Here is a 26,298-nt window from a genome sequence, read left to right as displayed (position 1 = left end):
TTACTATTTATTATAATATCAAATTATAGTTGTAATTCATATTAAAAGTTAGTATACTATAAATAAGCTACTTTGCATCGCAAGGTAGCTTATAACAAAGTCGGTATCTTGTTACACAAGGTAGGTGAAATTCATGTCTTTAAGGAGTCAATTACTTAAGGGCGTATTAGAGGGTTGTATTCTTTCCATCATACACAAGCAGCCTACATATGGCTATGAGTTATCTGTACGATTACAGGAATTCGGATTGTCTGATGTAAGTGAAGGATCTATTTATCCCATCTTGTTACGCCTTCAAAAAGAAAAATTAATTGAAGGCACGATGCAAAAATCCGAAGTTGGCCCTAAGCGAAAATATTACCATCTGACAGAGCATGGCCTACATGCATTACAAGAGTTTAAAACCCAATGGGAAAACATTAAACATCCTGTTGACAAAATCATTGATATAGAGGAGGAGTAGCATTGAATTCCAAAGATATTATTAAGATTAATAATGAAATGAGAGAAAAGCTTACGGAAGAGAACCTAGCAATCTATGAAGATATGCTTGTCTATATTCGGTTAAACGGAAATAAATCCGAACAACAAACCGAAGAGGTATTATTTGAACTGTTGGAGCATTTATTACATGCACAGGAAGAAGGAAAGACGGCAAAAGCAGTATTTGGTAATGACTTGAAAAAGTATTGTGATGAGTTAATTGCGGAAATCCCAAGTGAAAAGAGATCAGCATCAATTTTGTTTGGCGTTTATATCGCAATCGACTTTTTAGCATTTTTGAGTTTGATATACGGGATACTCAGCTTTGGAGCGTATCATTTCTTTAATTTAGGTTCCAATGAATTTACCTTTGCTCTTGGATCAGCTATTACCATAATCCTAATCTATCTACTGTTACTATATATTTTTATTGTGCTTGTGTTCAAATGGATTAAAAAATCATTATTTAAAGATGAAAAACCGAAAAAGTGGGTAGAGTTTTTCAAATTATGGGTTATTTGTACATTATGCATTGGGTTGTTAGTACTCATTCCATTCATCTTCCCGAGCTTCGGAATGGAGATTAGTATTCCTGTATTAAGCTTTGCTGTGGTAGGTGTTGTACTATATACAGTTAAATTTATATTAAACAAAAAATATAAAATAACGAAATAAACTTAAAGAAGATGAGACTAGAGGCTAGCTCTCATCTTCTTTTTCATTTTCAATAAACTTCAACTCTGGTACCCATTGTGACATATGGGCTTTTATTTCTTCATAATGGTTATGTGCATTAGGTAATTCTTGATTCGTTAACTGAAACATCGGGATTACCTCATATCCCCTCCCCTGTTCATACTTCACATAGGTTGGTAGAAATTCAGGGGAATGAACCTCTATTTCGGTTTTTCCATCTGATAATGTTTTCGTTACATGAAACTTAAATACCCCACCAATTTGGCGATAAAATTCATCCTGTCCTGAGAGAAAATTTCCTAAAGAATAAATAACTAATGTACGATTTCCATCCTCTCCTATAACCCAATCCACTGGTTGCAGGACATGGGGATGGTGTCCTAGTACAACATCTGCTCCTTGATCAGCTACAAATTGTACTAAATCCTTTTGAGCTTGATTAGGCATCCGCTCATATTCATTACCAAAGTGCAGACTCAATACAACAACATCAGCCTTCTCCTTAGCTACTTCTATTTCTGATGCAATCCGTTCTTGATCAATCAAGTTTACTAAGTACCCTTTTCCCTCAGGAACCGGAATTCCATTCGTGCCATAGGTATAGGATAAAAAGGCAACAGATACCCCTTCTTCCGTTTCCATCACACGAAGATCTTCTCGATCTCGCTCACTCTTATAAGAACCTGTATACATCATATCAATTGTTTCCCAATGCTTAATCGCTCGTTGTATTGCTTCCTCTCCACGGTCCAATGTATGATTATTGGCAAGTGATACGACATTAACACCTGCCCATTTCAATGCATCTCCTACTTCTTGCGGGCTATTAAAAGCTGGATAAGTAGAGAGCCCTAATTCGGTTCCGCCAATCATCGTCTCTTGGTTAGCTATGGAAATAGTCGCATCACTTATAAATGGCTTCACCTTTTCTAGCATAGGTGTAAAATCATAACCAGTATCATTCCAGGCATCATCATAAACACTACTATGAATTAACATATCTCCAATTGCTGTGATAGATATTCCTTGCTTCACTTCCACTTGCTCTTTCGGTTCCCTAGACGCTTTCACTTTCTCTACGTGGGAACTTGCAGTTCGTGCATTATCAACATCTTCCTCTGATGTTTTTATTCCACATGAGAATAACAGCATGCTTAATAACACAAATACCCCTATTAATCTCCCCTTTGCCATAGACCTCTACCTCTCATACTTTTCATTCATTATAACACGGGAGGCAGGTAATCCTTTCAAATAATATTAATTTTCAACATTTTTCTACAGCCTGTACCACAGTATTTAGTTGGAATGGATAGTATAGTAATCATCTTTTATTATCTTAGATTACTGGATACTTACACGAATTAAACGCAACTTTCAGCTACCGGTTCCCTACACCCGTCCAATAAGAAAACAACTACTTTAAATGAAAGCAGCTGTTTAATTCGATACTATTCTATTCTCTCAATAATGGTCGCATTAGCCATACCCATTCCTTCACAAATAGCTAATAACCCGTATCGACCTTTTATGCGCTCTAGCTCATAAAGTAATGTTGTCATTAGCTTTGTTCCAGTTGCACCTAGTGGGTGTCCTAGGGCAATGGCACCTCCATTTACATTGAGCTTCATTGGATCTGCTCCCGTTTCTTTTAGCCATGCAAGTGGGACTGGTGCGAAGGCCTCATTTACTTCATATCGATCAATATCCTTTATTGCTAGACCTGCTTTCTCCAATACGATTTTAGTGGCAGGTATTGGTCCTGTTAGCATTAGTGTTGGGTCAGAACCAACAACAGCTCGAGCCACTATTCTCGCCTTAGCTTTGATACCTAGTGCATCTGCTTTTTCTTTTGACATCAGCAATACCGCACTAGCTCCATCACTCATCTGACTGGAATTCCCTGCTGTAATCATGCCATTTTCTTGGAATACTGGCTTCAAATTAGATAGTGCTTCTAACGATGTATCTGCTCTTGGTCCCTCATCTACTTTAAATTCCTTCCAATTTCCCTCCTGATCCTCAACTTCAACAGGCATGATTTCTGCATCAAATTTTCCCGTTTCTATTGCTTTTAACGCCTTCTGGTGACTAGATAAAGCGTAATCATCCAATTGTTCCCGAGTAAATCCCCATCTTTCTGCAATTTTCTCAGATGAAATACCTTGGTTCACGATTTCATAGCGTTCTAATAGCTTATCACTCGGCTTTGTCCTCCCTATATTCGAGAACATAGGAGCCCTAGTCATACTCTCTATTCCACCAGCAATAACCATGTCCATATCACCTGAGGCAATTGCTTGCGCTCCGAAATGAATGGCTTGTTGGCTGGATCCACATTGCCTGTCAATCGTAGCCCCAGGAACATGTATTGGGAAACCTGCAATAAGAGCCGCCGTGCGGGCAATATTTCCACCTTGCTCATTAACTTGGGTAACACAGCCTAGAATAATATCCTCTACTTCACGTTTATTCACGTTTGTACGTGTCATTAATTCTGTTAAAACAACGGCTGCTAAATCATCTGAGCGGTAATGAGATAAGGCACCGCCTTTTCGACCAACTGCCGTACGAACCCCATCAACAATAACGACTTCACGCATACATCTCACCTCTAATCCCTTTTACGTTCATTATAGGTTATGTTTTTGGATAATTCTATATTTTAAAGCAAGAACAAAATTAAAAAAATGAAACTATAGACCACTATTTTCGTATAGAATAATAGTAGTTATGTATAAAGGGGGAATATGATTTGAAACGTATAGCAGAATATACACTCGGAATTATCGGAGCTGTATTTTATGTTTTTTCAATTGCAATTGGTGCATTAAGATTATGGATGGAGAATAATAAAGATTACTTAAAGGATTATATGATTGATAATCAAGATGAGTTTCAATTAACACCATCGGACATCGATATACTGGAGGAATTCTTTAATCTGAACCTTGCCTCACCAGGGATGTTACTAGTTATCATGCCTATTTTAGCAATCATTCTTGGTATTGTAGCAATGGTTCTCTTAAAAGGAAATAAGCATCCAGTTGCAGCTGGTGTCATCTTTATTACAACAGGTGTAGTTTATGTTATCCTTACTGCTGGTGGCGGCATTCTAAGTGGAATCTTATATTTAATCGCTGGTATTCTTTGCTTAGCTCGTAAGCCAAAAACCATTATAGAAGAATAGTAACTTACTATACTATTGTAAAGCAGCGAAACAGGACTTTAGACTCACACAGCAATAGTATAGTAGTATATAATGAACATATACTTTAATATCTAATGGTTAATTCCCATTTGAGGTGTAAATAATGAAACGCTACTTAACGTCGATTTTTCTTCTTATCACTGCAATTATTATCTTCGTTGGATTAAGAATCGATTTACCATGGACTGGTATCGCTACATGGGGACTTGCCCTCATTACGTTAATTTTTGCAGCATATTACACGAAATATATTCCAGATCGAAAAAAAAGTAACAAGAGGAAATAAACAAATGTTTATTTCCTCTTTCTTTGTCATACTATTACTATTCACCTAAGAAGACCATCGCTTCGTAGGGCCTTAGATTGATCGAGGTTACTTCTAGACTATTGTTGTCAGGATAATTACCGATTAACTTTTCCTTTGGGGTGAAATCCATATTCTCTGGTAATGTCCATTCTATTTCTTTGTCTGTAAAATTAGTAATGACTAGTAGCTTCTTGCCATTTAATGTTCTCAAGTAAGAGAAGTCTTGCTGACTCTCAGGGTGAAGTAGTTGATAATCACCATATACAATAATCTCATGCTTTTTCCTTAACTGAATTAATTCTCGGTAATAATGGTAAATAGAATTGGGATCCTTCACGGCCGATTCTGCGTTAATCTCTTTATAATTCGGATTTACTTTAATCCACGGCTCACCTGTTGTGAATCCAGCATTTTCATTACTATTCCACTGAAACGGTGTACGTGCATTGTCTCTTCCTTTTACATAAATCGACTCCATTACCTTTTCAGGATTTTCATTTCCATCGATTACTTTCTCTTTATACATGTTCAGGATTTCAATATCTTTATATTCATCAATGGACTCAAAACGAACATTGGTCATGCCGATTTCCTCTCCTTGATAAATATAAGGAGTGCCTTGAAGCATATGAAGGAACGTTGCTAGCATTTTAGCTGATTCTACCCGATAATGTTGATCATCACCGAATCTGGAGACAACCCTCGGTTGATCGTGATTATTCAAATAAAGGCTATTCCAGCCTACACCGTGTAGTCCTGTTTGCCATTTCGTAATACTTTGTTTTAAATCCCGCAAATCTAATGGCTTTAAATTCCACTTTCCACCTGGTCCAGAGTCTAAATCCATATGTTCGAATTGAAATACCATTTGTAACTCATTTCGCTCTAAATTAGTATATAATGTTGCTTCTTCGACATTTACTCCAGGCATCTCACCAACAGTCATGATGTCATAGCCTGCTAACACTTCCCGATGCATTTCTTGTAGGAACTCATGAATTCTTGGTCCGTTCATGAAATAACGGCTGCCCGATACATATTTTTCCCCATTCGGATTAAGTGCATCTGGTAATTCTGGTACTTTTGAGATGAAATTGATAACGTCCATGCGGAAGCCATCAATTCCCTTATCTAACCACCATTTCATCATGTCATAAATTTCTTGCCGAAGCTTAGGATTTTCCCAATTTAAATCAGGCTGTTTTTTACTAAAGATATGTAAATAATACTCATCGGTGACCGGATCTAGTTCCCATGCTGATCCACTAAAAGTAGATTCCCAATTATTCGGCTCCTTACCGTCTTTTCCTGGTCGCCAAATATAATAATCACGATAAGGATTGTCTTTCGATTTTCTTGATTCTGTAAACCAATAATGTTCATCAGAAGAATGGTTGACAACTAAATCCATAATTAATTTCATATCACGGGAATGAATCTCATCTAGTAGCTTTTCCCAGTCTTCCATTGTCCCAAAATCATTCATGATTTGCTGATAGTCTGAGATATCATAACCATTATCATCATTGGGAGATTGATAGACTGGCGAAAGCCAAATGACATCAATTCCTAAATCCTTCAGATACTCTAGCTTTTCTATAACCCCGTTAATATCGCCAATTCCGTCACCATTACTATCACGAAAGCTGCGAGGATATATTTGATACACTACAGATTCCTTCCACCATGCCTTTTGCACGATTACCCCTCCATTTAAATGAAATAAGGATGTCTCTTTAGGGTCAGGAGCACCTCTTTAGAGACATCCCAATTTACTTCACTCGTCTAGCAAAATCGATAAACCGGAACTTATCTGGTCTATGTCTTGACTCCGTATATTGAAACAGGCTAGCATCTTCCAAATAGACTAAACTTTTAATGACAACAATTAAGGAGTACCCCTTTACATCTAATAAGGCTCTATCCTCTTCCGTTAATTCTTCTACAACGATTTCCTTTTGAGCAAATCCAATGGAAAGTCCCAGTTCATTCTCGAGGTGCTCATAAATTGACTTCTTACAGATGTCCTCTGATAAAAGTGGAACAAATTGATCAGAGAAGTAATCTTTATCCAAAATGATCTTTTCCCCTGATATTTCACGGACTCTTGTTGTTCCCCACACCCGATGATTATCGATCTCTAATTTCCGATAAACTGGATGGCTTTTATCTAGATACGCTATGGACTTTACATACGTATTACTATCCAGCTTCAAATTAGTTGCCAATTCTTTAAAGCTGACAATACCCGAGACTGGAAAGGAAAATTTATTTACGTCCAGTATCATAGAGCCCTTCCCTTGAATTTTTTGAATATAGCCGTTTTGTGCCAATAAATTTAGTGCCTTTCTTACTGTCTCTCTTGAGGTATGATAGTCACTAGCTAATTCATTTTCAGAAGGTAGCATTTCGTTTGCTTGCCATTGTTTAGAATCAATTTTATTCGCGATATCCTCATATATCGTGACATATTTCCTTTGCATTTAAGCCCCTCTTCTTATTTTACATAATACACGATAGACTCATATGGTCTTAAAGTGAACCTAGATGCATTCGGTGAATCTGGATAATTGGATAGCAAGATTTTCGTATTATCCTTCCAATCAATAGGAAGTTCCACCGTAGCTTCCTTACCATAGAAGTTGTTCACCACTATTAATTGTTCTCCGTTCCAATTACGTGTATAAGCAAATATTTGAGAATCATCATCAAGCAATAGTTGATAGTCCCCAAAAGTTATAATATCATATTCTTTCCTTAATGCTATTAAATTCTGATAATGATTGAAAATAGAATTCGTTTCCTGAAGCTCTTTCTCCACATTTATTTCTCGGTAATTACTTGCCGGCTTAATCCAAGGGGTACCTTTCGTGAATCCGGCATTGGCTTCTGATGACCAATGCATAGGCGTTCTGGAATTATCTCGAGACTTTTGATTTAAAATCGCGATAATTTCATCATCCGATTTTCCTTTTCCTTTTAAAATCTTATAAGCATTAAGAGACTCTACATCCCGATAATCATGAATATCCTGGAAATTTGGATTGGTCATACCAATTTCTTCACCTTGATAAATATATGGGGTTCCTTTCATCATATGGATCGTTGTGGCAAGCATTTTAGCCGATTCCACTCGATATTCTTGATCATTTCCAAATCTTGAAACGACACGAGGTTGGTCATGGTTACACCAGAATAACGCATTCCAGCCTCCCCCCTCATGCATTCCTACCTGCCAGTCGGATAATATTTTCTTTAATGATAGGAAATCAAATGGAGCCTTTGTCCATTTTTCGCCATTCGGATAATCCACTTTCAAATGATGAAATTGAAATGTCATATCCAATTCCTGTCTCTCTGGCTTTGTATATAACACGCAATTTTCCAATGTGGTTGAAGACATTTCACCTACCGTCATCATGTTATATGGACTGAAAGCCTCTTTATTTAGTACATGTAAGTACTCGTGAATCCGCGGGCCATCTGTATAGAATTTTCTTCCATCACCAGAGGGATCATTTGGAAAATCTTGATTCTTCGATATTAAATTAATTACATCAAGACGGAATCCATCAATCCCTTTATCCGCCCAGTAATGGATCATGTTAATGACTTCTCTTCTTAGCTTTTCATTTTCCCAATTTAAATCCGCTTGCGTAACATCGAAAAGGTGTAAATAATATTGTTCTGTATTCTCATCATATTCCCAAGCAGATCCACCAAATTTAGAGAGCCAATTATTCGGCTCTTTCCCGTCAATTGAATTCTTCCAAATATAGAAATCGCGAAATGGATTATCTTTAGATGAAGCTGCTTGCTTAAACCAAGCATGTTCTGTAGATGTATGATTAATAACTAAGTCCATAATCAATTTCATACCACGCTTATGTGTTTCCGCTAACAGTTCCTCAAAATCCTCCATTGTGCCATACGCTGGCTCAATAGCGAAATAGTCACTAATATCATATCCATTATCTTTTTGTGGAGACTTGTAAATAGGTGTCAACCATAGTACGTCGACACCTAATGTATTTAAATAGTCCAGTTTTTCGATAATTCCTCTAATATCCCCTATTCCATTGCCTGTTGTATCCCGAAAGCTTTTCGGATAAATTTGATAGACTACTGCTTTTTTCCACCATGGTTCTTGTTGCATACTATTCACTCCTAAGCTGATCTTTATCTCGATAGTTTACCTTTGGCGATTAAGAAAGTAATAATGAATGGTACGATAATAACGATTGCCATTCCAATTCCAAATGAAAGCCAATCCTCCGTTAGGATAGATAGTGGAGCAGGAATTCCACCTACACCAATTGAACTTGCCTGTACTCCACGGAAGGTGATAAAAGCACCTGCAATGGCAGTACCAATAATTGCGGCAATGAATGGATAACGATATCGTATATTAACACCAAACATTGCAGGCTCTGTTATCCCAAGCCATGCAGACACACCAGAAGTTCCCGCTAGGCCTCTTAGCTTTTCATCTTTAGCAGCAAGCATAATACCGAATACAGCCGCACCTTGAGCGATATTAGATAATGCTAAAATAGGCCACAAGAATGTCGTCCCTGTGCTTCCAATTAATTGTAAATCCACTGCTAGGAACGTATGATGCATTCCCGTAATAACTAATGGAGCATATAGGCCACCATATAATAATCCCCCAATGATTGGGAATGTATCAAATACGTGAACTAGACCATCCGTAATCCAAGAGGCAATTGTAAATGTAATAGGTCCAATAATGATAAATGCTAAGAATCCGGTAATTAATAAGGCTATAGGTGCTACAACTAATAATTGTAATGATTCCACTACGCGTTTTCTTAAGAATAGCTCGATTTTTGCTAATACCCAAGAAGCAATTAATACAGGTAATACTTGACCTTGGTAACCAACCTTCTCTACTTCCAATCCAAATAAGTTCCATGTAGGAATCGATCCTTCTGTTAATGCTGAACCATATCCCCATGCATTCATTAAATCAGGATGAACTAGGATTAACCCAAGTACCATACCTAACAATTCACTTCCACCAAATCGTTTCGCTGCAGACCAACCAATTAAAGCAGGTAAGAAGGTAAAGGCAGTATTTGCAATAATATTAATCATCTCTGCAATACCAGCCCATGATGGATACATCTCAACAATGGATTGTTCCGAAAATAGTGGGTTAACTAAAATATTGTTAATCCCCATAAGCAAACCGGCTGTTACGATGGCAGGTAGAATGGGAATAAAAATATCCGCTAATGTTTTAATTGCACGTTGTAGCGGGTTTTGCTTGCTACTTCCAAGTGCTTTTACATCATCCTTAGATGACGCTTTAATACCAGTATCTTTGACCATGGCAGCATACACGTTATCCACGGTACCTTGACCAATTACGACTTGAAACTGACCGTTTGCGGAGAATGATCCCTTTACAATATCAAGGTTCTCCAGAGCCGCAATATCCACTTTTGCTTCATCATGTAAGACAAAACGAAGTCTTGTTACACAATGTGTTGCAGCGGCAATATTATCCACGCCACCAATCGCAGCTACAATATCTCTAGCTTCTTGACTATATTTCATCGATGAATTCGCTTTCTTTTTAGATACTGTAGGTGAATCTATTACCTTTGTTCCTAATAGGACAGAATCTAATACCACAACATCTTTCTCTTCCGTCTTCGTTAAAGGAGCGAACTGTTCTCCATTGGTAATGATGATTGGTGTTATCGTACTTTTTGCTTTTTTACGGATCAAATCAACATCAAAAGTAACCAATATGTCCCCTGCTTTGAGTTTGTCACCCGCTTTAACATGCGTCTCGAAGCCTTCTCCATTAAGCTCAACGGTTTCTAAGCCAATATGGATTAACAATTCAACTCCGAGGCTTGATACCATCCCAATTGCATGTTTTGTCGGGAAAACTTGGATTACTTCCCCATCGAAAGGTGCAACTACTTTTCCTTCAGTAGGTTCAATGGCAATTCCATCACCCATCATCTTTTCTGCAAAAGTAGGATCTGGAACTTTTTCTAATGGAACAATTTTCCCACTTATTGGCGCATATATCAATTGCTCTTCTCTATTTGTCATAGGAATGAATCCCCTTTCATTATTAACTTGTATATACATGTTGACCTTGATATTCATAGTATACTTGTATATACAAGTTTTGTAAAGGTTTTCATTTTATTTTTTTATCTTTTCCCTAAAGGTTATTGGTATTACCATTAATTATGAGAAACACAATTCCGATTCCTTCTAAATAAAAAAAGAGCTCCTTATTCAGAAGGAAGCTCACTCAACATATCAAATGGTATAAATAATAGTTTGTCATCATCTTCGGCTGGGTTACCACGTCCATCTGTATTATTCGTAATAGCATATAACCCTTCATCCGTAGCTAAAACACCGCGTACTCTACCTACATCTGAAAAAACAAGTTTAACCTGCTTTGTATCAGGGTTAAATTGTCGTATTCCTTCCCCACGTAATGATGCGAAATAAAATGTTTCATCCAGGTAGCTCATACCCGAAGGAGCCCATGTATCTTCTCCTGAATGCACAATTGGGGTCTCCATCCCTTCGCTTATTTCATCTCCCTCAATCACTGGCCAACCATAATTATTTCCTTTTCCAATTTGATTAATCTCATCGTGGGCAGTTTGACCATGTTCCGTTGCATACAAGTTGCCATCCGAATCCCAAGCTAACCCTTGAGGATTTCGATGACCATAAGAATAGATATAGCTATTCGGAAATGGATTATCCGATGGTACAGAGCCATCTAAATTCATGCGAAGAATTTTTCCCGCTAAGCTTGCTACATCCTGTGCTAACTCTGGAATAGAAGCATCCCCCGTTGTAATATACAGTTTATCATCGGGACCTATCTGGATACGACCGCCTTGATGATACTGTCCTCCAGGAATTTGATCGATCAATACTTTACTTTCTTCCCACTGATCCTTCGTTCGCTTTATTTCTACGACGCGTTGATAGTACGCTTGGTCATCAGCATACGAATAATAGGCAAAGGCTCTATCCCTAAATTCGCTAGGAATAGCTATGCCTAACAGGCCTGCTTCAGGTTGGTTCGATAGCGTTTTTTCTAATGCTACTGGTACTCGCCTCATGTCTCCATCTGCGATTTCCACAATAAAACCATTACGCTCACTGATGAAAAACTGTTTGTTTTGCATTTCGATTTCCCACGGCTCTTGCAAGTTGGTCATAACTACTTCGTACGTCAGATCATTTTCCGTTGGGTTGGTCTGTTGGAACGAATCATCTGGATTAGAACAGCCTATAAGGATACATAACATAATCAGTGATAGAAATATACGAATGGTCAACCACTCCTCCAATAGTATTTTATTCCATTGTAAAGGAGTCATCTTGATTTTATAAGTATAATCCACCTATCTAATGAAAAAAGAGGATATCAATGGTAGTTCCCAATGATATCCTCTAATTAAACATTAAACTTGCTTCTCACGTTTTGCTGCTTTTTCACGTTCATTTTTATTTAAAATTTTCTTACGTAAACGGATGGATTCTGGCGTTACTTCACAGTACTCATCATCATTCAAGTATTCAATCGCTTCTTCCAGTGACATCGTTCTCGTTTTACGAATAGTTGATGTCTGGTCTTTCGTAGCGGAACGAACGTTAGTTAGATGCTTCTCTTTTGTAATATTAACAGTTAGATCATTTTCGCGGTTATGCTCCCCAACAATCATACCAGCATAAACTTCTGTACCTGGTTCAACAAAAATGATTCCGCGGTCTTCAAGGTTCATAATTCCATAAGTAGATGCTTTTCCATTCTCTAAAGCAACAAGTACTCCTTGACGTCTTCCTCCTACTTGCCCTTTAATAACAGGCTCATAAGACTCAAATGTATGGTTTAGAATACCATATCCACGAGTCTGAGACATAAATTCTGTAGAATATCCAATTAATCCACGTGAAGGAACCTTGAATTCAAGGCGAACCTGACCATTACCATGGTTGACCATATCGAGCATTTCACCTTTACGTGCACCTAGGGATTCCATTATTGCACCTGTATGCTCTTCCGGAACATCCACTTGTACGCGTTCAACTGGCTCACAAAGCACACCATCAATTTCTTTAAGAATAACCTTTGGTTTTGATAATTGTAGCTCATAACCTTCTCGGCGCATATTCTCAATTAAAATAGACAGGTGCAATTCCCCACGACCAGAAACAATCCATGCATCTGGAGATTCTGTAGGGTCTACACGTAAGCTTACATCGGTCTCAAGCTGTTTCATTAGACGTTCTTCAATTTTACGAGAAGTAATGTACTTCCCTTCACGACCAGCAAATGGACTATTATTTGTAACAAACGTCATCTGTAAAGTCGGCTCATCAATGTGTAATACTGGTAGTGGGTCTGGATGATCCTGTGGACAAATCGTCTCACCGACATTTAGGTCCTCAAGTCCTGAGATTGCGACAATATCTCCAGCAATTGCTTCTTCAATTTCCATCCTTTTCAGACCAAAGAAACCAAACAACTTGCTTATACGGAAGTTCTTCTGTGTGCCGTCCTTCTTAATAACAACAACCTGTTGCCCTACCTTAATCGTTCCACGTACAACACGTCCAACCCCAATACGTCCAACATAGTCATTGTAATCAAGCAATGTCACTTGGAACTGTAATGGTTCATCACGGTTATCCTGTGGTGCAGGAATATGTTCAATAATCGTTTGGAATACTGGATCCATTGTTTCTTGTTGATCTTCTGGCTCATAGCCTGAAGTACCATTTAGTGCAGATGCATATACAACCGGGAATTCTAATTGCTCATCATCCGCTCCTAATTCTATGAATAAATCTAATACTTCATCAACTACTTCTGCCGGTCTTGCATTAGGTCGGTCAATCTTGTTTAACACAACAATTGGCGTTAATTTTTGCTCAAGTGCCTTTTTTAACACGAATCGTGTTTGTGGCATAGTTCCTTCATAGGCATCTACTACTAGAGCTACACCATCAACCATTTTCAGAATACGCTCTACCTCTCCACCGAAGTCTGCGTGTCCTGGTGTATCTAAGATGTTAATTCTTTTATCGTTATAGCTAATCGCTGTGTTTTTGGCTAAAATCGTAATTCCACGTTCACGCTCAATATCGTTGGAATCCATTGCACGTTCGTCTACTTGCTCGTTTTCACGAAAAGTACCAGAGTACTTCAGTAATTGGTCTACTAATGTTGTTTTACCATGGTCAACGTGCGCAATAATTGCGATATTACGAATATCTTCTCTTAATTGCATAAAAAGTACGCTCCTCTTGTATCCGACTGAATCAAACTAGATTATTATATCATATATCGTGAATACTGTCTTTTTATTTTTATCGACTACTTTGGGCTCATGTACTCCGGGGTTGAGCTCATCTTCCTCCTGAATCTATCCATTATGACAGTCAACAGTGTTAATCCCTCGTAAAACTTAATGTGAATTTAGCCCCGCCTAAATTGGACCTACTAGCTTCAATTTTCCCATTGGATTGTTCAATAATAGCCCTCGCAATGGCAAGACCTAATCCAGTCTCTCCATTCTTACCTTTAACAAAACGATGGAAAATATGTGGCATTAATTCTTCAGAAATCCCTTCCCCATCATCTTCAATTATGATTTGCACTTGTCCATTACTCTCTTGTGCTGTAATAAGGAGCTGACTATGTCCATGGCGAACACCATTAAAGGTCAAATTCAACAAAGCACGTAAAATTCTTTCTTCATCCCCTATTAGATAAAGCTGCTCCTCTACCTGTTGCTGAAGTGTGACACCCTTTTCGGTTGCAATAGGCAAGGCCCGTTCCATGACTTTATTGATTAAATCTGTCAATGCGATCTTTTCTTGATGATACGAGATTTCTTCACTCTCAAGCTTCGCAAGTAATATCATTTCATTAATAATCTTCTTCAGTCGATTCACCTCAGAAACAATAACTTCAAGACCTTTTTCCTCTTCCTCCGCTTCAAAAATTTTCTCCTTTATTCCTTCCGCATAGCCTTGAATAGTCATTAGTGGGGTTTTTAATTCATGACTAGCATTTTGGAAAAACGTTCGCTGTGTACTGATATAGCGCTGTAACTCATTTGCCATATCATAAACACTCTGTGCAACCTCTTTTACTTCCCCTGATGCCTGAATCGGTTCTACCTCATCAAAGTCCCTATTCTCAATTTTCTTCAACTGATATTTGAGCCTAGTTAGCGGTGTTACTAACTTTCTTGTTAAGAAGTAACTGAGACCAATTGCAACAAGCGCTCCAATAAGGAAAACAATTAACATCCGTACAATAAAATCCTGTTGCACAATTTGTAGATCCTGTAATGGCGTAAGTAAAATCAGTTCTAAACCAAGACTTTGTGGCACAATTAGAATACGAGAGGTCACATATTTCTCATTACCGTATTCCCATAGCTCTTCATTAGGATTACTAAAATCATTATTCATAAATAATCCTGTTACGACAGAAGTCGGTAAGGTAGAGAAATGTACCATATTTTGCCCGCGATCATACAAGAATAATTGTAAATCCTGTTCTTGTAAAAATTCATTGAAGCCTCTTATATTTTCCCTTGATATGAATGCTTCATCTAATACACTTACAATAATCTCACCTTTTTGCTCAAGCTGTCTTTGTTCATCTTGAATTAATAAATTTAGTATTAATGAATACACAACGTAAAACGTAACCGCCATAATGATAAGTAGTAACGCTGTAAATGCCGCATTTAATTGATACTGAAGCTTCATCGCTATTCCTCTTTATCCCTGAGTCGGTAACCAAAACCCCATACCGTCTCTAGTGGTAGCTCTTGTAGTTTTTTTCGAATTCGTTTGACTAAATCATCCACTGCTCGATCACTACCAAAATAATCATCTCCCCAAATCCGTGTTAATAGCTCCTCCCGAGAAAAGGCTCGATTGACATTTTGAGCAAATAAAAGCAGCATATCAAATTCTTTTGTTGTGACATCTTTTTCATCTTCATCCCAAAAAACTCGTCTGTTATTTTTATCAATGACTAAACGATCGACAATAACTTGATTTCCTTCATGGTGCTCCTGTTTTTCCTCTGGACGATATCGCCTAAATATTCGTTTAATACGTGCCATAAGCTCTCTCGGACTAAATGGCTTAGTCAAGTAATCGTCGCCACCTAATTCTAGACCAAGAATTTTATCAATTTCTTCATCCTTTGCAGACACAATAATAATTGGAACTTCACTTTCATTCCGGATTTTTTTGCAAAATTCATAGCCATCCATACCTGGTAGCATAATATCAACAATCCACATATCAGGGGGATTTGCTTCCCATAGTTCCATCCCTTTTTCTGCCGTATCCATTACCGTCACTTCATATCCCTCTTTTTTAAGGAAGGCGGAGACGATTGCCTGGATATTCGGGTCGTCTTCAATCACTGCAATATGATAATTCATATTCATCACCACACTATTTTCTAATAGAGTTTACATCTAAAATTTTAAACCCTTTTACCATTAAATAAAAGAAACGCATTATAAATTTTGCATATTTCCACATTTATTCCACATTTATACCTAAGCTGTGCCGAGCCTTAAGGGTATGTTATAGCTATAGATTAAGAAAGGGTGAATGTTTTATGGAGCACAATGAACAACATAATCCGCAAAATGAGCAAGAACATTCATTAAATCATGATAATATATCTTACCAAGCAGAACAGCTTGATGATCCAGGACTAACCAAGCCACATACGACGCCAAAAGAGAAAAAAGAAAAATCAAAAGGTCCTTCTAACATAAAGGCATTCTTTTTTGGCTTAGTGGGAGGTTTAATACCGGTAGCTATTCTTTTAGTACTTCTCTTCACGAATGTCATAGCATTTGGGAATACAAGCAAAACGGATAGTGCACAAGGCACCAATCATCATTCGGGGCAAAACGTCATCACTACCATGGCCTCAGAAGATGCTAACAGTTCTACAAACATTGCAGAAGTTTCGGAAGCAGTGGTAGGAGTAACTAATTTACAACGTCAAAGCATTTGGACAAACAGTGAAGAAGCAGGAACCGGCTCTGGTATCATTTATAAAAAAGAAAATGGAAAAGCATATGTCGTTACTAATCATCACGTCGTAAATGGTGCCGAGCAGGTCGAGGTCGTATTAGCTAACGATGAGCGTATCCCAGCAAAAGTACTCGGAACAGATGAATTAACCGATTTAGCAGTACTTGAGATAGACGGGGAGAAAGTAAACCGCGTTGCTACATTAGGTACAACGGAAGATAAACAAGTTGGGGAAACCGTATTTGCTATCGGTAATCCATTAGGTATAGAATTTGCCAACTCGTTAACAAAAGGGATAATTAGTGGATTAAATCGATCCGTGTCAGTCGATACAACTGGTGATCAGGTAGCCGATTGGGTCACTGAGGTTATTCAAACAGACGCAGCAATCAACCCTGGTAATAGTGGTGGGGCATTAGTTGATGCTAATGGAGAAGTAATTGGTATTAACTCCATGAAAATAGCCAGTACCCAAGTAGAGGGAATTGGTTTTGCAATTCCAATTGACACTGCCCTACCCATCATGGAACAGCTAGAAACCAATGGAAAAGTGCAACGTCCATTTATTGGTATTAGTATGGCTACATTAAACCAAGTTCCGATGCAATATCGCCATAATATTATTCTTCCAGATGGCGTTGAGCAAGGTATGGTCGTAGCAAGTGTAGAACCAGGCTCACCTGCCGAAAAAGCTGGATTACAGCAATTTGATGTCATTACGAAAATCGATGATCATGAAACACCAACAGCGCTAGAACTTAGAAAATACATGTATTCGGAAACCAAAGTCGGTGACACGGTTAAACTGGAAATATATCGAAATGGCGAAAAACAAGTCATTGACCTTGAGCTAATGGATAAAAATGAATAAACCAGTGTAAAAGAAGGGTACCTCTCCCTTCTTTTTATCTATTTTTGTCCTTTTCTGCCGAATTTGTTTATAGTATCATTTAATTATTATTCAATAAATGGAGAGTGGAGTTATGAAGTGTGAACATTGTGACCATGAATCAGGGACAGGGGCGTTATGTGTTCATTGTGGATCACCACTAGAAAAAAACGAAGACTATAATGACCGATTAACAGAAGAACTTCCTGAGGAAAAGGTTGATTCAACAAGTAAAGAAGAGACTATCCCTTCCCAAGCTACCAATTTAGTAACACCATCTGAAGGTGAAGCTACCGGTACCTATCATGCACAAGAAAAAGAAACACATCAAACAACAGAAAACAAAAACGACTTTGCCGATCAGTTAGGTTCCATCTTTACTAACTTCGGTTACTTCTTTATGACGTTAGTGAAAAAGCCTAGTATGGCCAGAAAAGCTAATCATAAGGATAAGTACTCAGCACTGATTACATTAGTAGCAATTGCTTTGTTTATTTCTTTAAGTACTTTTATCCCTATGGCCATCTACTCACGGAACAGCTTTTTCATGCCAGCACCATCCATGTTTTATGGATTTTTAGTGCCATTATTCTTATACATATTATTATTTGCAGGCTTTATCGGTATTACGTTTGCAGCAGCAAAACTTATAAAGTTAAATTTATCGTTTCTAGATGTTCTTGGTAAGTACGGGGCTTATATATTACCATATGGCCTACTTTATGTATCTGGTAGTATATTGCTGATTGTTCAAATGCCAATCATCCCCGTCCTATTATTGGCTATTGGTGTAGTAGGGTCGATTTTTGTCGTTCCTGTACTTATTTTGTGGGAAAAAGAGGGGGATGGTTTCGATAAGATTTATACCTTATTGGGACTATATGTATCAGAGCTTTTATTAATTGTACTATTTTCAAACTCCCTATTTGGGAGTATCATGAGAGAACTGTTTTACTTTTTACCGTAGATGAGAACATCAAGAAAAAGCACACAGCAACCTATGGATTGTTGTGTGCTTCCATTTATTCTTGTTCTAGCTGATTTTCATATTTATTATGATTTGGGGTTACACCAATGAAATTACCATGTTGGTCTGCAGCTACAAAGTTCTCGATATCCTCTACATGACCTACGTTTTCGTCATGATTCGGATACATCTCATCGTAATCCTCTTGATCACCATAGAAGTCTGCGGCGGTTTCTGAAGTTCCATAACGACTTACTTCCTGCCATGTGTCCTCGGCGTCATAGCCAACCTGTTCTTCGTCGGACACCTCATTTGGATTAATATTTGGGCTAAACACTTCCTCTTCAACCGTACGTTCACGATTAAATGTATGGTTCGTTGCATGATGCATACAACGATCTGTAGTAGGAATAGCTTGCAACCGCTCCAAAGGAATATCCGCACCGCACTCTCGACAAATACCATATGTTCCTTGATCAATGGCATGTAGTGCTTCATTTATTTCCTCTAGTTCCTTTTCAACATGCTCATTGAGGGCTAAATCCTTTTGCCTTTCGAATAACTCTGTTCCATGGTCTGCAGGGTGATTATCGTAATTCGATAGCTCTCCCATTGATTCTTTAATAAATTCCCGAGACAACCCATAATGATCCTGAACATGGTCAATCAATTCATTTTGCCGAGCTAATAATGCATGCTTAAACTGACTCAATTGCTCACCTGAAATCATTTATTAGCCTCCTCTATAAAAACGGATTGACTTGAAAAAGGTTGCTAATAATACTATGTGTAAAAGGCACATAATGATTCTTTAATTTCGTTTTAGAACCATGTCAATATGTGGAATGCCATCCTCTAAATATTCTTTGGAAACTTGTTCAAACCCGAAAGACCCATAGAATTTCTTTAAATACACTTGCGCCTGTATTTTGATTTCATTCTCATGCCACTGCTCGTGGACATACCGAATACCTTTTTCCATTATTTGACGAGCATAGCCATTTGACCTGAATTTTTTCACAACCAATACCCGACCGATTGCTGCATAGTTTTCATACTTTAATCCTTTAGGGAGTAATCGTATGTAAGCTGCCAATTCTCCATCAACGGTTAAGTAGAAATGTAATGATTCTTGATCCTGGTTATCTAATTCAGGATATGGACAATCTTGCTCCACTACAAAAATATCTGTTCTAGCCTTTAATATTTCATATAATTCATCATTTGTTAACTCTTGAAATTTCTTGATATGCCAATCCATGCTTGTCCAACTCCTCAGAATGTTTTCACTTTTATAATCCTAACTTTCATTATATAGTAAAGCTTAGAGAGGAGTGTCATGTTATGCTTACAAAAGATACAAAGATTGGATTTATTGGTACAGGTGTTATGGGGAAAAGTATGGTTTTAAACCTTCTTTCAGCAGGCTATCCAGTAGCTGTTTATACAAGAACAAAGGAAAAAGCACAATCGTTATTAGAGCAAGGAGCAGCATGGAAAGACTCTGTTGCCCAATTAGCAGCAGAATCAGAAGTTATTATTTCCATTGTCGGTTACCCACAAGATGTGGAGCAAGTGTACTTTGGTGAAAATGGTATTATTGAAAATGCTAATACCGGAACTTATATCATTGATATGACGACCTCCAAGCCATCTTTAGCGAAGGAAATATACAATAAGGCAGCCGAAAAAGGAATACATGCGTTAGACGCACCGATTTCAGGTGGAGATATTGGTGCTAGAAATGGTACTTTGGCGATTATGGTTGGTGGAGACCAAGTCGCATTTGATACAGTCTACCCAATCTTTGAAGCGATGGGCAGTAATATCGTTCTTCAAGGTGAGGCTGGTGCTGGTCAGCATACGAAGTTAAGTAATCAAATCGCAATAGCGACAAATATGATTGGGGTTTGTGAGGCAATTGTCTATGCAAAAAAAGCCAAGCTTGACCCTGTTCGCGTACTAGATACCATCACTACCGGAGCAGCCGGAAGCTTTTCCTTATCGAAGCTCGGTCCACGTATGATTGAAGGAGACCTTGCACCAGGTTTTTATGTAAAACACTTTATTAAAGATATGAAAATTGCCTTAGAATCTGCAGAGGAGATGGGACTATCTACACCAGGTCTTGCGCTATCTCTCCAGTTATATGAGGAATTAGCAGAAAAGGGCGAAGAAGATAGCGGTACACAAGCATTAATTAAATTATTCGATTCATCTATTTAAACTTTTCTATTTCACTTTGGACAACAAAAGCTAAGTCATCGTTCCCAAAAAGCTGCAGGACATTTAATACGGTCTCATTCGGAATATCCTCTGCTTCATTTTTGGGAACGGTTAATTCCATCGCTTCCTCTAAAGCATGATTTTTCATTTGACCTGGGTATGCCATTTGGTATAGCTTAACAGGTTCTAATTCATGGTTTATACACCACTGCGCAAAAATTAAAATCATCATTTTTTCATCGTTTTGATATTTTTCTATAATTTGTTCTTCTAGTTGTTTCCTATCCAACTTATTCACCTACTTTTTTCGTAACAAAAATACCCACATAAAGCTTATTGCTTGTTTGAGCTGAGTAGATAATCCTTCATAATGACGTTCTGTTACGCCTTCTTTGTACACGGCTAGTTCATCCTCCAATTCAAAGCCCATTTCTATTGCAAGCTTTTGAAATTCCCAAGGCATCATCGAATTACTAATAGTCTTTTCACCATACACTTTCCGAAAACCAGTCGCCCTTGGTCCTGCAGTTGGACCTAGGATTCCTACACAAAGAAGTCCTCCCTTTCTTAACACCCTTTTTAATTCCTGTAGCGCAATAGCTGGTACTTCAACCCATTCTAATACATTAATACTTAAAATAGCATCTACCGATTCTATTTCCACTGGTAGGTTCGATGCATCCGCGACGTAAAAAGGAATGGTAGTGCCACGCTTTTTAGCATAGGCAATCATCTCTTCTGAAATATCTACACCAACAGCATCATAGCCTAATGCATGCAGCTTATAGGTTCCATAGCCGTCCCCACAACCAACATCTAATACTTTAGCTTGGCTATGAAGGTGACTAGTTAAAAATGGAATGATATCTCTTCTACTACCACTATCCCACATGCTTTTGCTTCGACTATTCCAAAAGTCTGCCCGATCATTCCATTCTTGCTTTGACTTTACGGTCCAATTAAAGGAATTCATCCCCTCACCTCAGCTTATACTATATAAAAAGGCTTATCTCACTTGAGATAAGCCTTGTAGTTGTGTTTTTAATTAAAGTTTAACAACGTTAGCTGCTTGTGGTCCACGGTTACCTTCAACGATTTCAAATTCAACGTCTTGACCTTCTTCAAGAGTTTTGAAACCTTCAGATTGAATAGCTGAGAAGTGTACGAATACATCGTCACCGTCTTCGCGCTCGATGAAACCGAAACCTTTTTCTGCGTTAAACCATTTTACTTTACCAGTCATTTATATGACCTCCTTATCAAATAGCTTGCAAAGTACAATTGAACCCTAATACTTTTACACCTACTTCGGATAAAGAGATCGTAAAGTATTACTAATTTCAATTACCTTTTGCTACCTATACTTTACCCCTTTGAATAGAAAAAATCAAGTGAATGAGAATGTTTTACTTAAAAAAATTCAAAAAATTATTAGACAACTTGAATTTTATGCAAAATAAAAGCAATTGAATAATAAACAAGTGAAAACGTAACAAAACAGATAAACTTACTACTCAAAAAGCAGTTGAATTTCCACTAAAAACTTGTTAAACTATACACTTGCAAGATTATAAAAAGTAAATAGCGACTACCAACATTTATATCTTGCAAATATGAATGATAGGTGGTAATGAAAATGGGAGATTATCGAGTTTTATTATACTACAAGTATGTAGACATCGAAGATCCGGAAACTTTTGCAAAAGAACATTTAGCCTTTTGTAAGGAAGTCGGATTAAAAGGAAGAGTATTAGTTGCGAAAGAGGGAATTAACGGTACTGTATCTGGAACCGTGGAAAGCACAAACAAGTACATGGAAATGATGCACAATGACCCTCGCTTTGCTGATTTAACATTTAAAGTAGACGAGCATGAAGGTCATGCCTTCAAGAAAATGCATGTTCGCCCACGTAAAGAGTTAGTAACGCTTCGTTTAGATGAAGAAGAAAATCCTGATCCAAAAGAATTAACTGGTGAATTCCTAACGCCAAAAGAGTGGCGTGAAGCAATGGAACGTGATGACGTTGTTATAGTGGATACTCGTAATGACTATGAATATGAATTAGGTCATTTCCGTGGTGCACTTAACCCTGACATCGATAACTTCCGCGAGCTACCAGAATGGGTACGTAAAAACAGACACCTTATTGAAGGTAAGAAGATTTTAATGTACTGCACAGGTGGGATTCGCTGTGAGAAATTCACTGGTTGGATGATTAAAGAAGGTTTTGAAGATGTTGCACAGCTTCACGGCGGGATTGTAACATATGGTAAAGACCCTGAAGTTCAAGGTGAGCTATGGGATGGGAAATGCTATGTGTTTGACGAACGTATTGCTGTAGACATTAACCGTAAAGAACATGTTGTTGTTGGTAAGGATTACTTCGATGGGAAGCCATGTGAACGTTTTGTAAATTGTGCTAACCCTGAATGTAATAAACAAATTCTCTGCTCAGAAGAAAATGAGCATAAATATATGCGTGGTTGTACACATGAATGCCGTGTACACCCAAGAAATCTATATGTACAAGAGCATAACCTAACTCAAGAGGAAATTGATCGCAGACTAGCAATCATTGCCCTAGAAGAAAAGGTAGCTCAATAAGTGGTGAAAAGACGGCCAATGGTCGTCTTTTTTATTTTTATTAATCCCATCCATTTGCTATGATGAATTTAAGGAGGGGAATTATACCATGAGTATATATGAATTTTCCGCAGTTACATTGCAAGGTGCAACTAAGAATCTAAGTGATTATAAAGGTAAAGTTTTACTGATAGTGAATACCGCAAGTAAATGTGGATTTACTCCTCAATTTGAAGGACTACAAAGACTATATAAAACCTATCAGAATAAAGGTTTGGAAATTCTCGGCTTTCCTTGTGACCAATTTGGTAATCAAGAGCCAGGCTCAGGAGAGGAAATAGCAGAGGTTTGCAAAATGAACTATGGGGTTACATTCCAAATGTTTGAGAAAATCAATGTAAAGGGTCCAGATGCGCATCCATTGTTTAAACATTTAACAAGCGAGGCAAAGGGCTTTTTGTCGGAAGATATTAAATGGAATTTTACTAAATTCTTAGTCGATCAAAATGGCAATGTCGCAAAACGCTTTGCCCCACAAACAACACCCGATAAAATAGAGAAAGACGTTGTTAAGTTATTAGGATAATAAAACGCGGGTGAGACTTGCTCGCCCGCGTTTTTTAAAGCACTTTCGATAAAAAGTCTTCTGCTCTTTTTGTCTTTGGCTTAGAAAAGAAATCCTTTGGCTTCCCTTCTTCTACTATCTGACCTTCATCCATAAAAAATATTCGATCCGCTACTTCTTTGGCAAAATTCATTTCGTGTGTGACAACAACCATTGTCATACCGGTTTGTGCGAGGTCCTTCATAACGTCTAATACTTCCTTCACCATTTCTGGATCAAGCGCTGAAGTGGGTTCATCAAATAACATAATTTCCGGATCCATCGCCAAAGCTCTTGCAATAGCTACACGCTGCTTTTGTCCACCTGACAAACGATTTGGATAGGCATTTACTTTTTCAGTTAACCCAACTTTTGCAAGTAGTTCCTTCGCAAGCTTCTCGGCTAGATCCTTTTTCATATGCTTTACTTTTATTGGAGCATACGTAACATTTTCTAATACAGTCATATGAGGAAACAAATGAAAATGCTGAAATACCATGCCAATATTTTTTCTTATCGCTAATTTATTCACTTGAGGTTTGGTTAATTCCTTATCCTTGATCCAAATAAAGCCACCTGTTGGGTCCTCTAATAAATTGATGCAACGTAGAAAGGTTGATTTACCAGAACCAGAAGGACCAATTATAGCAACAACCTCTCCTTGATCAATCGTAGTAGTAATGTCTTTTAATACTAGGTTATCTCCAAATGATTTAGTAAGATCGATTGTCTTAATCACTTTGCCTCATCCTCCGTTCGACCCAACTACCGATATTAGTTAGGATAAATATCATGACCCAATAAATAAGACCAGCAACTAACAGTGGTTCAAAGTTACGATAAAGTTGCGCTCCGACAATCTCCGCTCGTCGCATTAAATCCATATAACCGATTGTAGAAACTAGTGCCGATTCCTTCGTTAACGTAATAAACTCATTCATTAATGCAGGTAATATATTTTTGGTTGCTTGTGGAAGGATAATATTTACCATCATTGGTCTAAACCCTACACCTAGCGCCTCCGCTGCCTCTACTTGTCCTTTATCAACAGCCATAATACCTGCCCTGATAATTTCTGATACATACGCAGCAGAATTAAGTCCGAATGCTAGCACTGCACTTAAAAACACTGGTATATCATAGGCAAATAATTGTGGAACAGCATAATGAATGATCATTAATTGTAATATTAATGGCGTCCCACGAAAAATCGATGTATAACAATCCGCTGGCCATTTCAGCCATTTCTTTTTACTAATTTTAAATAAAGCTAATATTGTTCCTAGTATGAAACCAACGATAATGGATACACTAACAAACTTTAATGTTGCTCCAATTCCTTCTAAAATAAAAGGAATTGAAGGCACAATCTGGCTAAAGTCCAAATTCATGCCTTCACACCTCACTCTCTCGCTGTAAAATTACTTATACTCAGATAACCATTTATCTTCTAAAGCTGTTAGTGTTCCATCCTCTTCAAACTGTTTTAAAATGGCATTGACCTCTTCTACCAGCTCACTCCCTTTTGGAAAAGCAATTGCCATCCCTGGAGAACTAGTGGTTGGGTCATCAAATCCTGTAAAGCCTTGAGAGGTAATGTATCCTGTAGCTACGGTTTTATCCATATATGCCACATCAATACGATTAGAGTTCAATTCCTGAACTAAAATATTGGCACTATCTACTTTTTTCACTTCAAACCCGTATTCCTCCGCTAATTTTTCAGCACCCTCTTCTTGAATCGTCCCTAACTGCACACCTACTACTTTTCCTTCTAAGTTAGAAAGGTCTTCCATTTGCTGATCTGCTTTTGCTATAAACATTTCCCCTGAACGATGATACGGTTCAGAAAAATCAACATTCTCCCGTCTCTCCTCTGTTGCACTCATGCCAGCAAGTACGATGTCCACACGTTTTGCTTGCAGGGAACCAATCAACCCATCAAAATCCATATCTTGAATCTTTAATTCATAACCTAATTCATCTGCAATAGCCTGCGCTAATTCCACATCAAAGCCCGTAAAATTACCTTGTTCGTCATAGGATTCAAATGGTGGAAAATCTGCAGATGTAGCCATTTTCAATACCTTTTTCTCCTCTTTATTAGTAGAGCTCGCTTCTCCTGCGTTACAAGCAGCTAAGAAGGTAAGTAGTACAATTCCCACCAAAGTAAGTAGTGTTTTTTTCATCATGAATTCTCTCCCTTTATAAACATTGATAATATTG

The 26,298-nt window shown here is 37.8% G+C and carries 27 protein-coding genes; 9 read left to right on the top strand and 18 right to left on the bottom strand.

All coding sequences use genetic code 11. The features are described 5' to 3' along the window. Positions 1-133: 133 nt before the first annotated feature. Together KGF86_RS15130 and KGF86_RS15125 are read left to right on the top strand one after the other, a co-directional pair. Positions 134-463, top strand: a complete 330-nt coding sequence (locus KGF86_RS15130; RefSeq protein WP_186869666.1) for a PadR family transcriptional regulator — start codon at positions 134-136, stop codon at positions 461-463. Between the two features lie 2 nt (positions 464-465). Further along, positions 466-1,158, top strand: a complete 693-nt coding sequence (locus KGF86_RS15125; protein ID WP_186869665.1) for a DUF1129 family protein — start codon at positions 466-468, stop codon at positions 1,156-1,158. 24 nt (positions 1,159-1,182) lie between these two features. On the opposite strand, the gene KGF86_RS15120 is transcribed toward KGF86_RS15125, so the two are convergent. Together KGF86_RS15120 and KGF86_RS15115 are read right to left on the bottom strand one after the other, a co-directional pair. Continuing rightward, positions 1,183-2,373 carry a CapA family protein gene (locus KGF86_RS15120; protein WP_186869664.1) on the bottom strand — a complete coding sequence of 397 codons (1,191 nt, stop codon included), beginning with the start codon at positions 2,371-2,373 and terminating at the stop codon, positions 1,183-1,185. Positions 2,374-2,630: 257 nt separating this feature from the next. Then, positions 2,631-3,782: a thiolase family protein gene (locus KGF86_RS15115; RefSeq protein ID WP_211742360.1), complete on the bottom strand. Its 1,152-nt coding sequence runs from the start codon at positions 3,780-3,782 to the stop codon at positions 2,631-2,633. Positions 3,783-3,934: 152 nt separating this feature from the next. Between KGF86_RS15115 and KGF86_RS15110 the strand changes: the two genes are divergently transcribed. Together KGF86_RS15110 and KGF86_RS15105 are read left to right on the top strand one after the other, a co-directional pair. Then, positions 3,935-4,369: a DUF4064 domain-containing protein gene (locus KGF86_RS15110; protein ID WP_186869662.1), complete on the top strand. Its 435-nt coding sequence runs from the start codon at positions 3,935-3,937 to the stop codon at positions 4,367-4,369. A 124-nt stretch (positions 4,370-4,493) separates the two neighbouring features. Further along, positions 4,494-4,676: a hypothetical protein gene (locus KGF86_RS15105; RefSeq protein ID WP_186869661.1), complete on the top strand. Its 183-nt coding sequence runs from the start codon at positions 4,494-4,496 to the stop codon at positions 4,674-4,676. Positions 4,677-4,713: 37 nt separating this feature from the next. Here the strand turns inward: KGF86_RS15105 and KGF86_RS15100 are convergent, their stop codons facing one another. From KGF86_RS15100 to KGF86_RS15065, 8 genes are all read right to left on the bottom strand, one after another. Next, positions 4,714-6,396 (bottom strand): glycoside hydrolase family 13 protein, encoded by a 1,683-nt coding sequence (locus tag KGF86_RS15100; RefSeq protein ID WP_211742359.1) that lies wholly within the window; start codon positions 6,394-6,396, stop codon positions 4,714-4,716. A 73-nt stretch (positions 6,397-6,469) separates the two neighbouring features. After that, positions 6,470-7,180 (bottom strand): trehalose operon repressor, encoded by a 711-nt coding sequence (treR, locus tag KGF86_RS15095; protein ID WP_186869659.1) that lies wholly within the window; start codon positions 7,178-7,180, stop codon positions 6,470-6,472. A 14-nt stretch (positions 7,181-7,194) separates the two neighbouring features. Further along, positions 7,195-8,853, bottom strand: a complete 1,659-nt coding sequence (treC, locus tag KGF86_RS15090; protein ID WP_211742358.1) for an alpha,alpha-phosphotrehalase — start codon at positions 8,851-8,853, stop codon at positions 7,195-7,197. 23 nt (positions 8,854-8,876) lie between these two features. Continuing rightward, the gene (gene treP / locus KGF86_RS15085) at positions 8,877-10,790 is read right to left on the bottom strand and encodes a PTS system trehalose-specific EIIBC component (RefSeq protein WP_211742357.1); all 1,914 of its coding nucleotides are present in this window, start codon (positions 10,788-10,790) and stop codon (positions 8,877-8,879) included. Between the two features lie 188 nt (positions 10,791-10,978). Then, positions 10,979-12,052 (bottom strand): PQQ-dependent sugar dehydrogenase, encoded by a 1,074-nt coding sequence (locus KGF86_RS15080; protein ID WP_246521603.1) that lies wholly within the window; start codon positions 12,050-12,052, stop codon positions 10,979-10,981. Positions 12,053-12,178: 126 nt separating this feature from the next. Next, positions 12,179-14,008, bottom strand: coding sequence for a translational GTPase TypA (gene typA / locus KGF86_RS15075; protein ID WP_186869656.1), 1,830 nt, complete (start codon positions 14,006-14,008; stop codon positions 12,179-12,181). 160 nt (positions 14,009-14,168) lie between these two features. Next, positions 14,169-15,503 (bottom strand): sensor histidine kinase, encoded by a 1,335-nt coding sequence (locus KGF86_RS15070; protein ID WP_186869655.1) that lies wholly within the window; start codon positions 15,501-15,503, stop codon positions 14,169-14,171. A 2-nt stretch (positions 15,504-15,505) separates the two neighbouring features. Next, positions 15,506-16,192 carry a response regulator transcription factor gene (locus KGF86_RS15065; RefSeq protein ID WP_211742375.1) on the bottom strand — a complete coding sequence of 229 codons (687 nt, stop codon included), beginning with the start codon at positions 16,190-16,192 and terminating at the stop codon, positions 15,506-15,508. 182 nt (positions 16,193-16,374) lie between these two features. Here KGF86_RS15065 and KGF86_RS15060 point away from each other — a divergent pair, with 182 nt between their 5' ends. Together KGF86_RS15060 and KGF86_RS15055 are read left to right on the top strand one after the other, a co-directional pair. Continuing rightward, the gene (locus KGF86_RS15060) at positions 16,375-17,673 is read left to right on the top strand and encodes a S1C family serine protease (protein ID WP_246521601.1); all 1,299 of its coding nucleotides are present in this window, start codon (positions 16,375-16,377) and stop codon (positions 17,671-17,673) included. Between the two features lie 112 nt (positions 17,674-17,785). Next, positions 17,786-18,658, top strand: a complete 873-nt coding sequence (locus tag KGF86_RS15055) for a hypothetical protein (RefSeq protein ID WP_211742356.1) — start codon at positions 17,786-17,788, stop codon at positions 18,656-18,658. A gap of 55 nt (positions 18,659-18,713) precedes the next feature. On the opposite strand, the gene KGF86_RS15050 is transcribed toward KGF86_RS15055, so the two are convergent. Both KGF86_RS15050 and KGF86_RS15045 read right to left on the bottom strand, forming a co-directional pair. Continuing rightward, entirely contained in the window at positions 18,714-19,388 is a 675-nt protein-coding gene (locus KGF86_RS15050; RefSeq protein WP_211742355.1) for a TraR/DksA C4-type zinc finger protein, read from the bottom strand. Between the two features lie 81 nt (positions 19,389-19,469). Continuing rightward, entirely contained in the window at positions 19,470-19,919 is a 450-nt protein-coding gene (locus tag KGF86_RS15045; protein ID WP_211742354.1) for a GNAT family N-acetyltransferase, read from the bottom strand. An 83-nt stretch (positions 19,920-20,002) separates the two neighbouring features. On the opposite strand from KGF86_RS15045, the gene KGF86_RS15040 reads away from it, so the two are divergent. Further along, positions 20,003-20,884: an NAD(P)-dependent oxidoreductase gene (locus KGF86_RS15040; protein WP_186869650.1), complete on the top strand. Its 882-nt coding sequence runs from the start codon at positions 20,003-20,005 to the stop codon at positions 20,882-20,884. Here the strand turns inward: KGF86_RS15040 and KGF86_RS15035 are convergent. The 3 genes from KGF86_RS15035 to cspD all read right to left on the bottom strand — a co-directional run bounded on the left by KGF86_RS15035 (position 20,877) and on the right by cspD (position 22,127). Further along, positions 20,877-21,173 carry a hypothetical protein gene (locus KGF86_RS15035; protein ID WP_186869649.1) on the bottom strand — a complete coding sequence of 99 codons (297 nt, stop codon included), beginning with the start codon at positions 21,171-21,173 and terminating at the stop codon, positions 20,877-20,879. The two genes, KGF86_RS15040 and KGF86_RS15035, sit on opposite strands and share 8 nt — an antisense overlap. 9 nt (positions 21,174-21,182) lie before the next feature. Further along, positions 21,183-21,857 carry a class I SAM-dependent methyltransferase gene (locus tag KGF86_RS15030; protein WP_211742353.1) on the bottom strand — a complete coding sequence of 225 codons (675 nt, stop codon included), beginning with the start codon at positions 21,855-21,857 and terminating at the stop codon, positions 21,183-21,185. Positions 21,858-21,929: 72 nt separating this feature from the next. Continuing rightward, on the bottom strand, positions 21,930-22,127 hold the full coding sequence (gene cspD, locus KGF86_RS15025; protein ID WP_186869647.1) for a cold-shock protein CspD: 198 nt from the start codon (positions 22,125-22,127) through the stop codon (positions 21,930-21,932). Between the two features lie 393 nt (positions 22,128-22,520). On the opposite strand from cspD, the gene trhO reads away from it, so the two are divergent. Then, on the top strand, positions 22,521-23,489 hold the full coding sequence (gene trhO / locus KGF86_RS15020; protein ID WP_186869646.1) for an oxygen-dependent tRNA uridine(34) hydroxylase TrhO: 969 nt from the start codon (positions 22,521-22,523) through the stop codon (positions 23,487-23,489). 88 nt (positions 23,490-23,577) lie between these two features. Then, positions 23,578-24,054 (top strand): glutathione peroxidase, encoded by a 477-nt coding sequence (locus KGF86_RS15015; RefSeq protein WP_186869645.1) that lies wholly within the window; start codon positions 23,578-23,580, stop codon positions 24,052-24,054. Between the two features lie 34 nt (positions 24,055-24,088). On the opposite strand, the gene KGF86_RS15010 is transcribed toward KGF86_RS15015, so the two are convergent. From KGF86_RS15010 to KGF86_RS15000, 3 genes are read right to left on the bottom strand one after another with little or no spacing between them, the layout of a single operon-like run. Further along, positions 24,089-24,811 carry an amino acid ABC transporter ATP-binding protein gene (locus KGF86_RS15010; RefSeq protein ID WP_211742352.1) on the bottom strand — a complete coding sequence of 241 codons (723 nt, stop codon included), beginning with the start codon at positions 24,809-24,811 and terminating at the stop codon, positions 24,089-24,091. After that, positions 24,804-25,463 carry an amino acid ABC transporter permease gene (locus KGF86_RS15005; protein WP_186869643.1) on the bottom strand — a complete coding sequence of 220 codons (660 nt, stop codon included), beginning with the start codon at positions 25,461-25,463 and terminating at the stop codon, positions 24,804-24,806. Before KGF86_RS15005 ends, KGF86_RS15010 begins: the two co-directional genes overlap by 8 nt. 30 nt (positions 25,464-25,493) lie before the next feature. Beyond that, positions 25,494-26,261: an ABC transporter substrate-binding protein gene (locus KGF86_RS15000; RefSeq protein WP_211742373.1), complete on the bottom strand. Its 768-nt coding sequence runs from the start codon at positions 26,259-26,261 to the stop codon at positions 25,494-25,496. Positions 26,262-26,298 lie beyond the last annotated feature (37 nt).

This window comes from Ornithinibacillus massiliensis, assembly GCF_018310345.1.
Taxonomy (GTDB): Bacteria; Bacillota; Bacilli; order Bacillales; family Amphibacillaceae; genus Ornithinibacillus; species Ornithinibacillus massiliensis.
The sequence above is the reverse complement of the archived record's forward strand: the minus strand, read 5'-3'. Positions and strand labels throughout refer to the sequence as shown.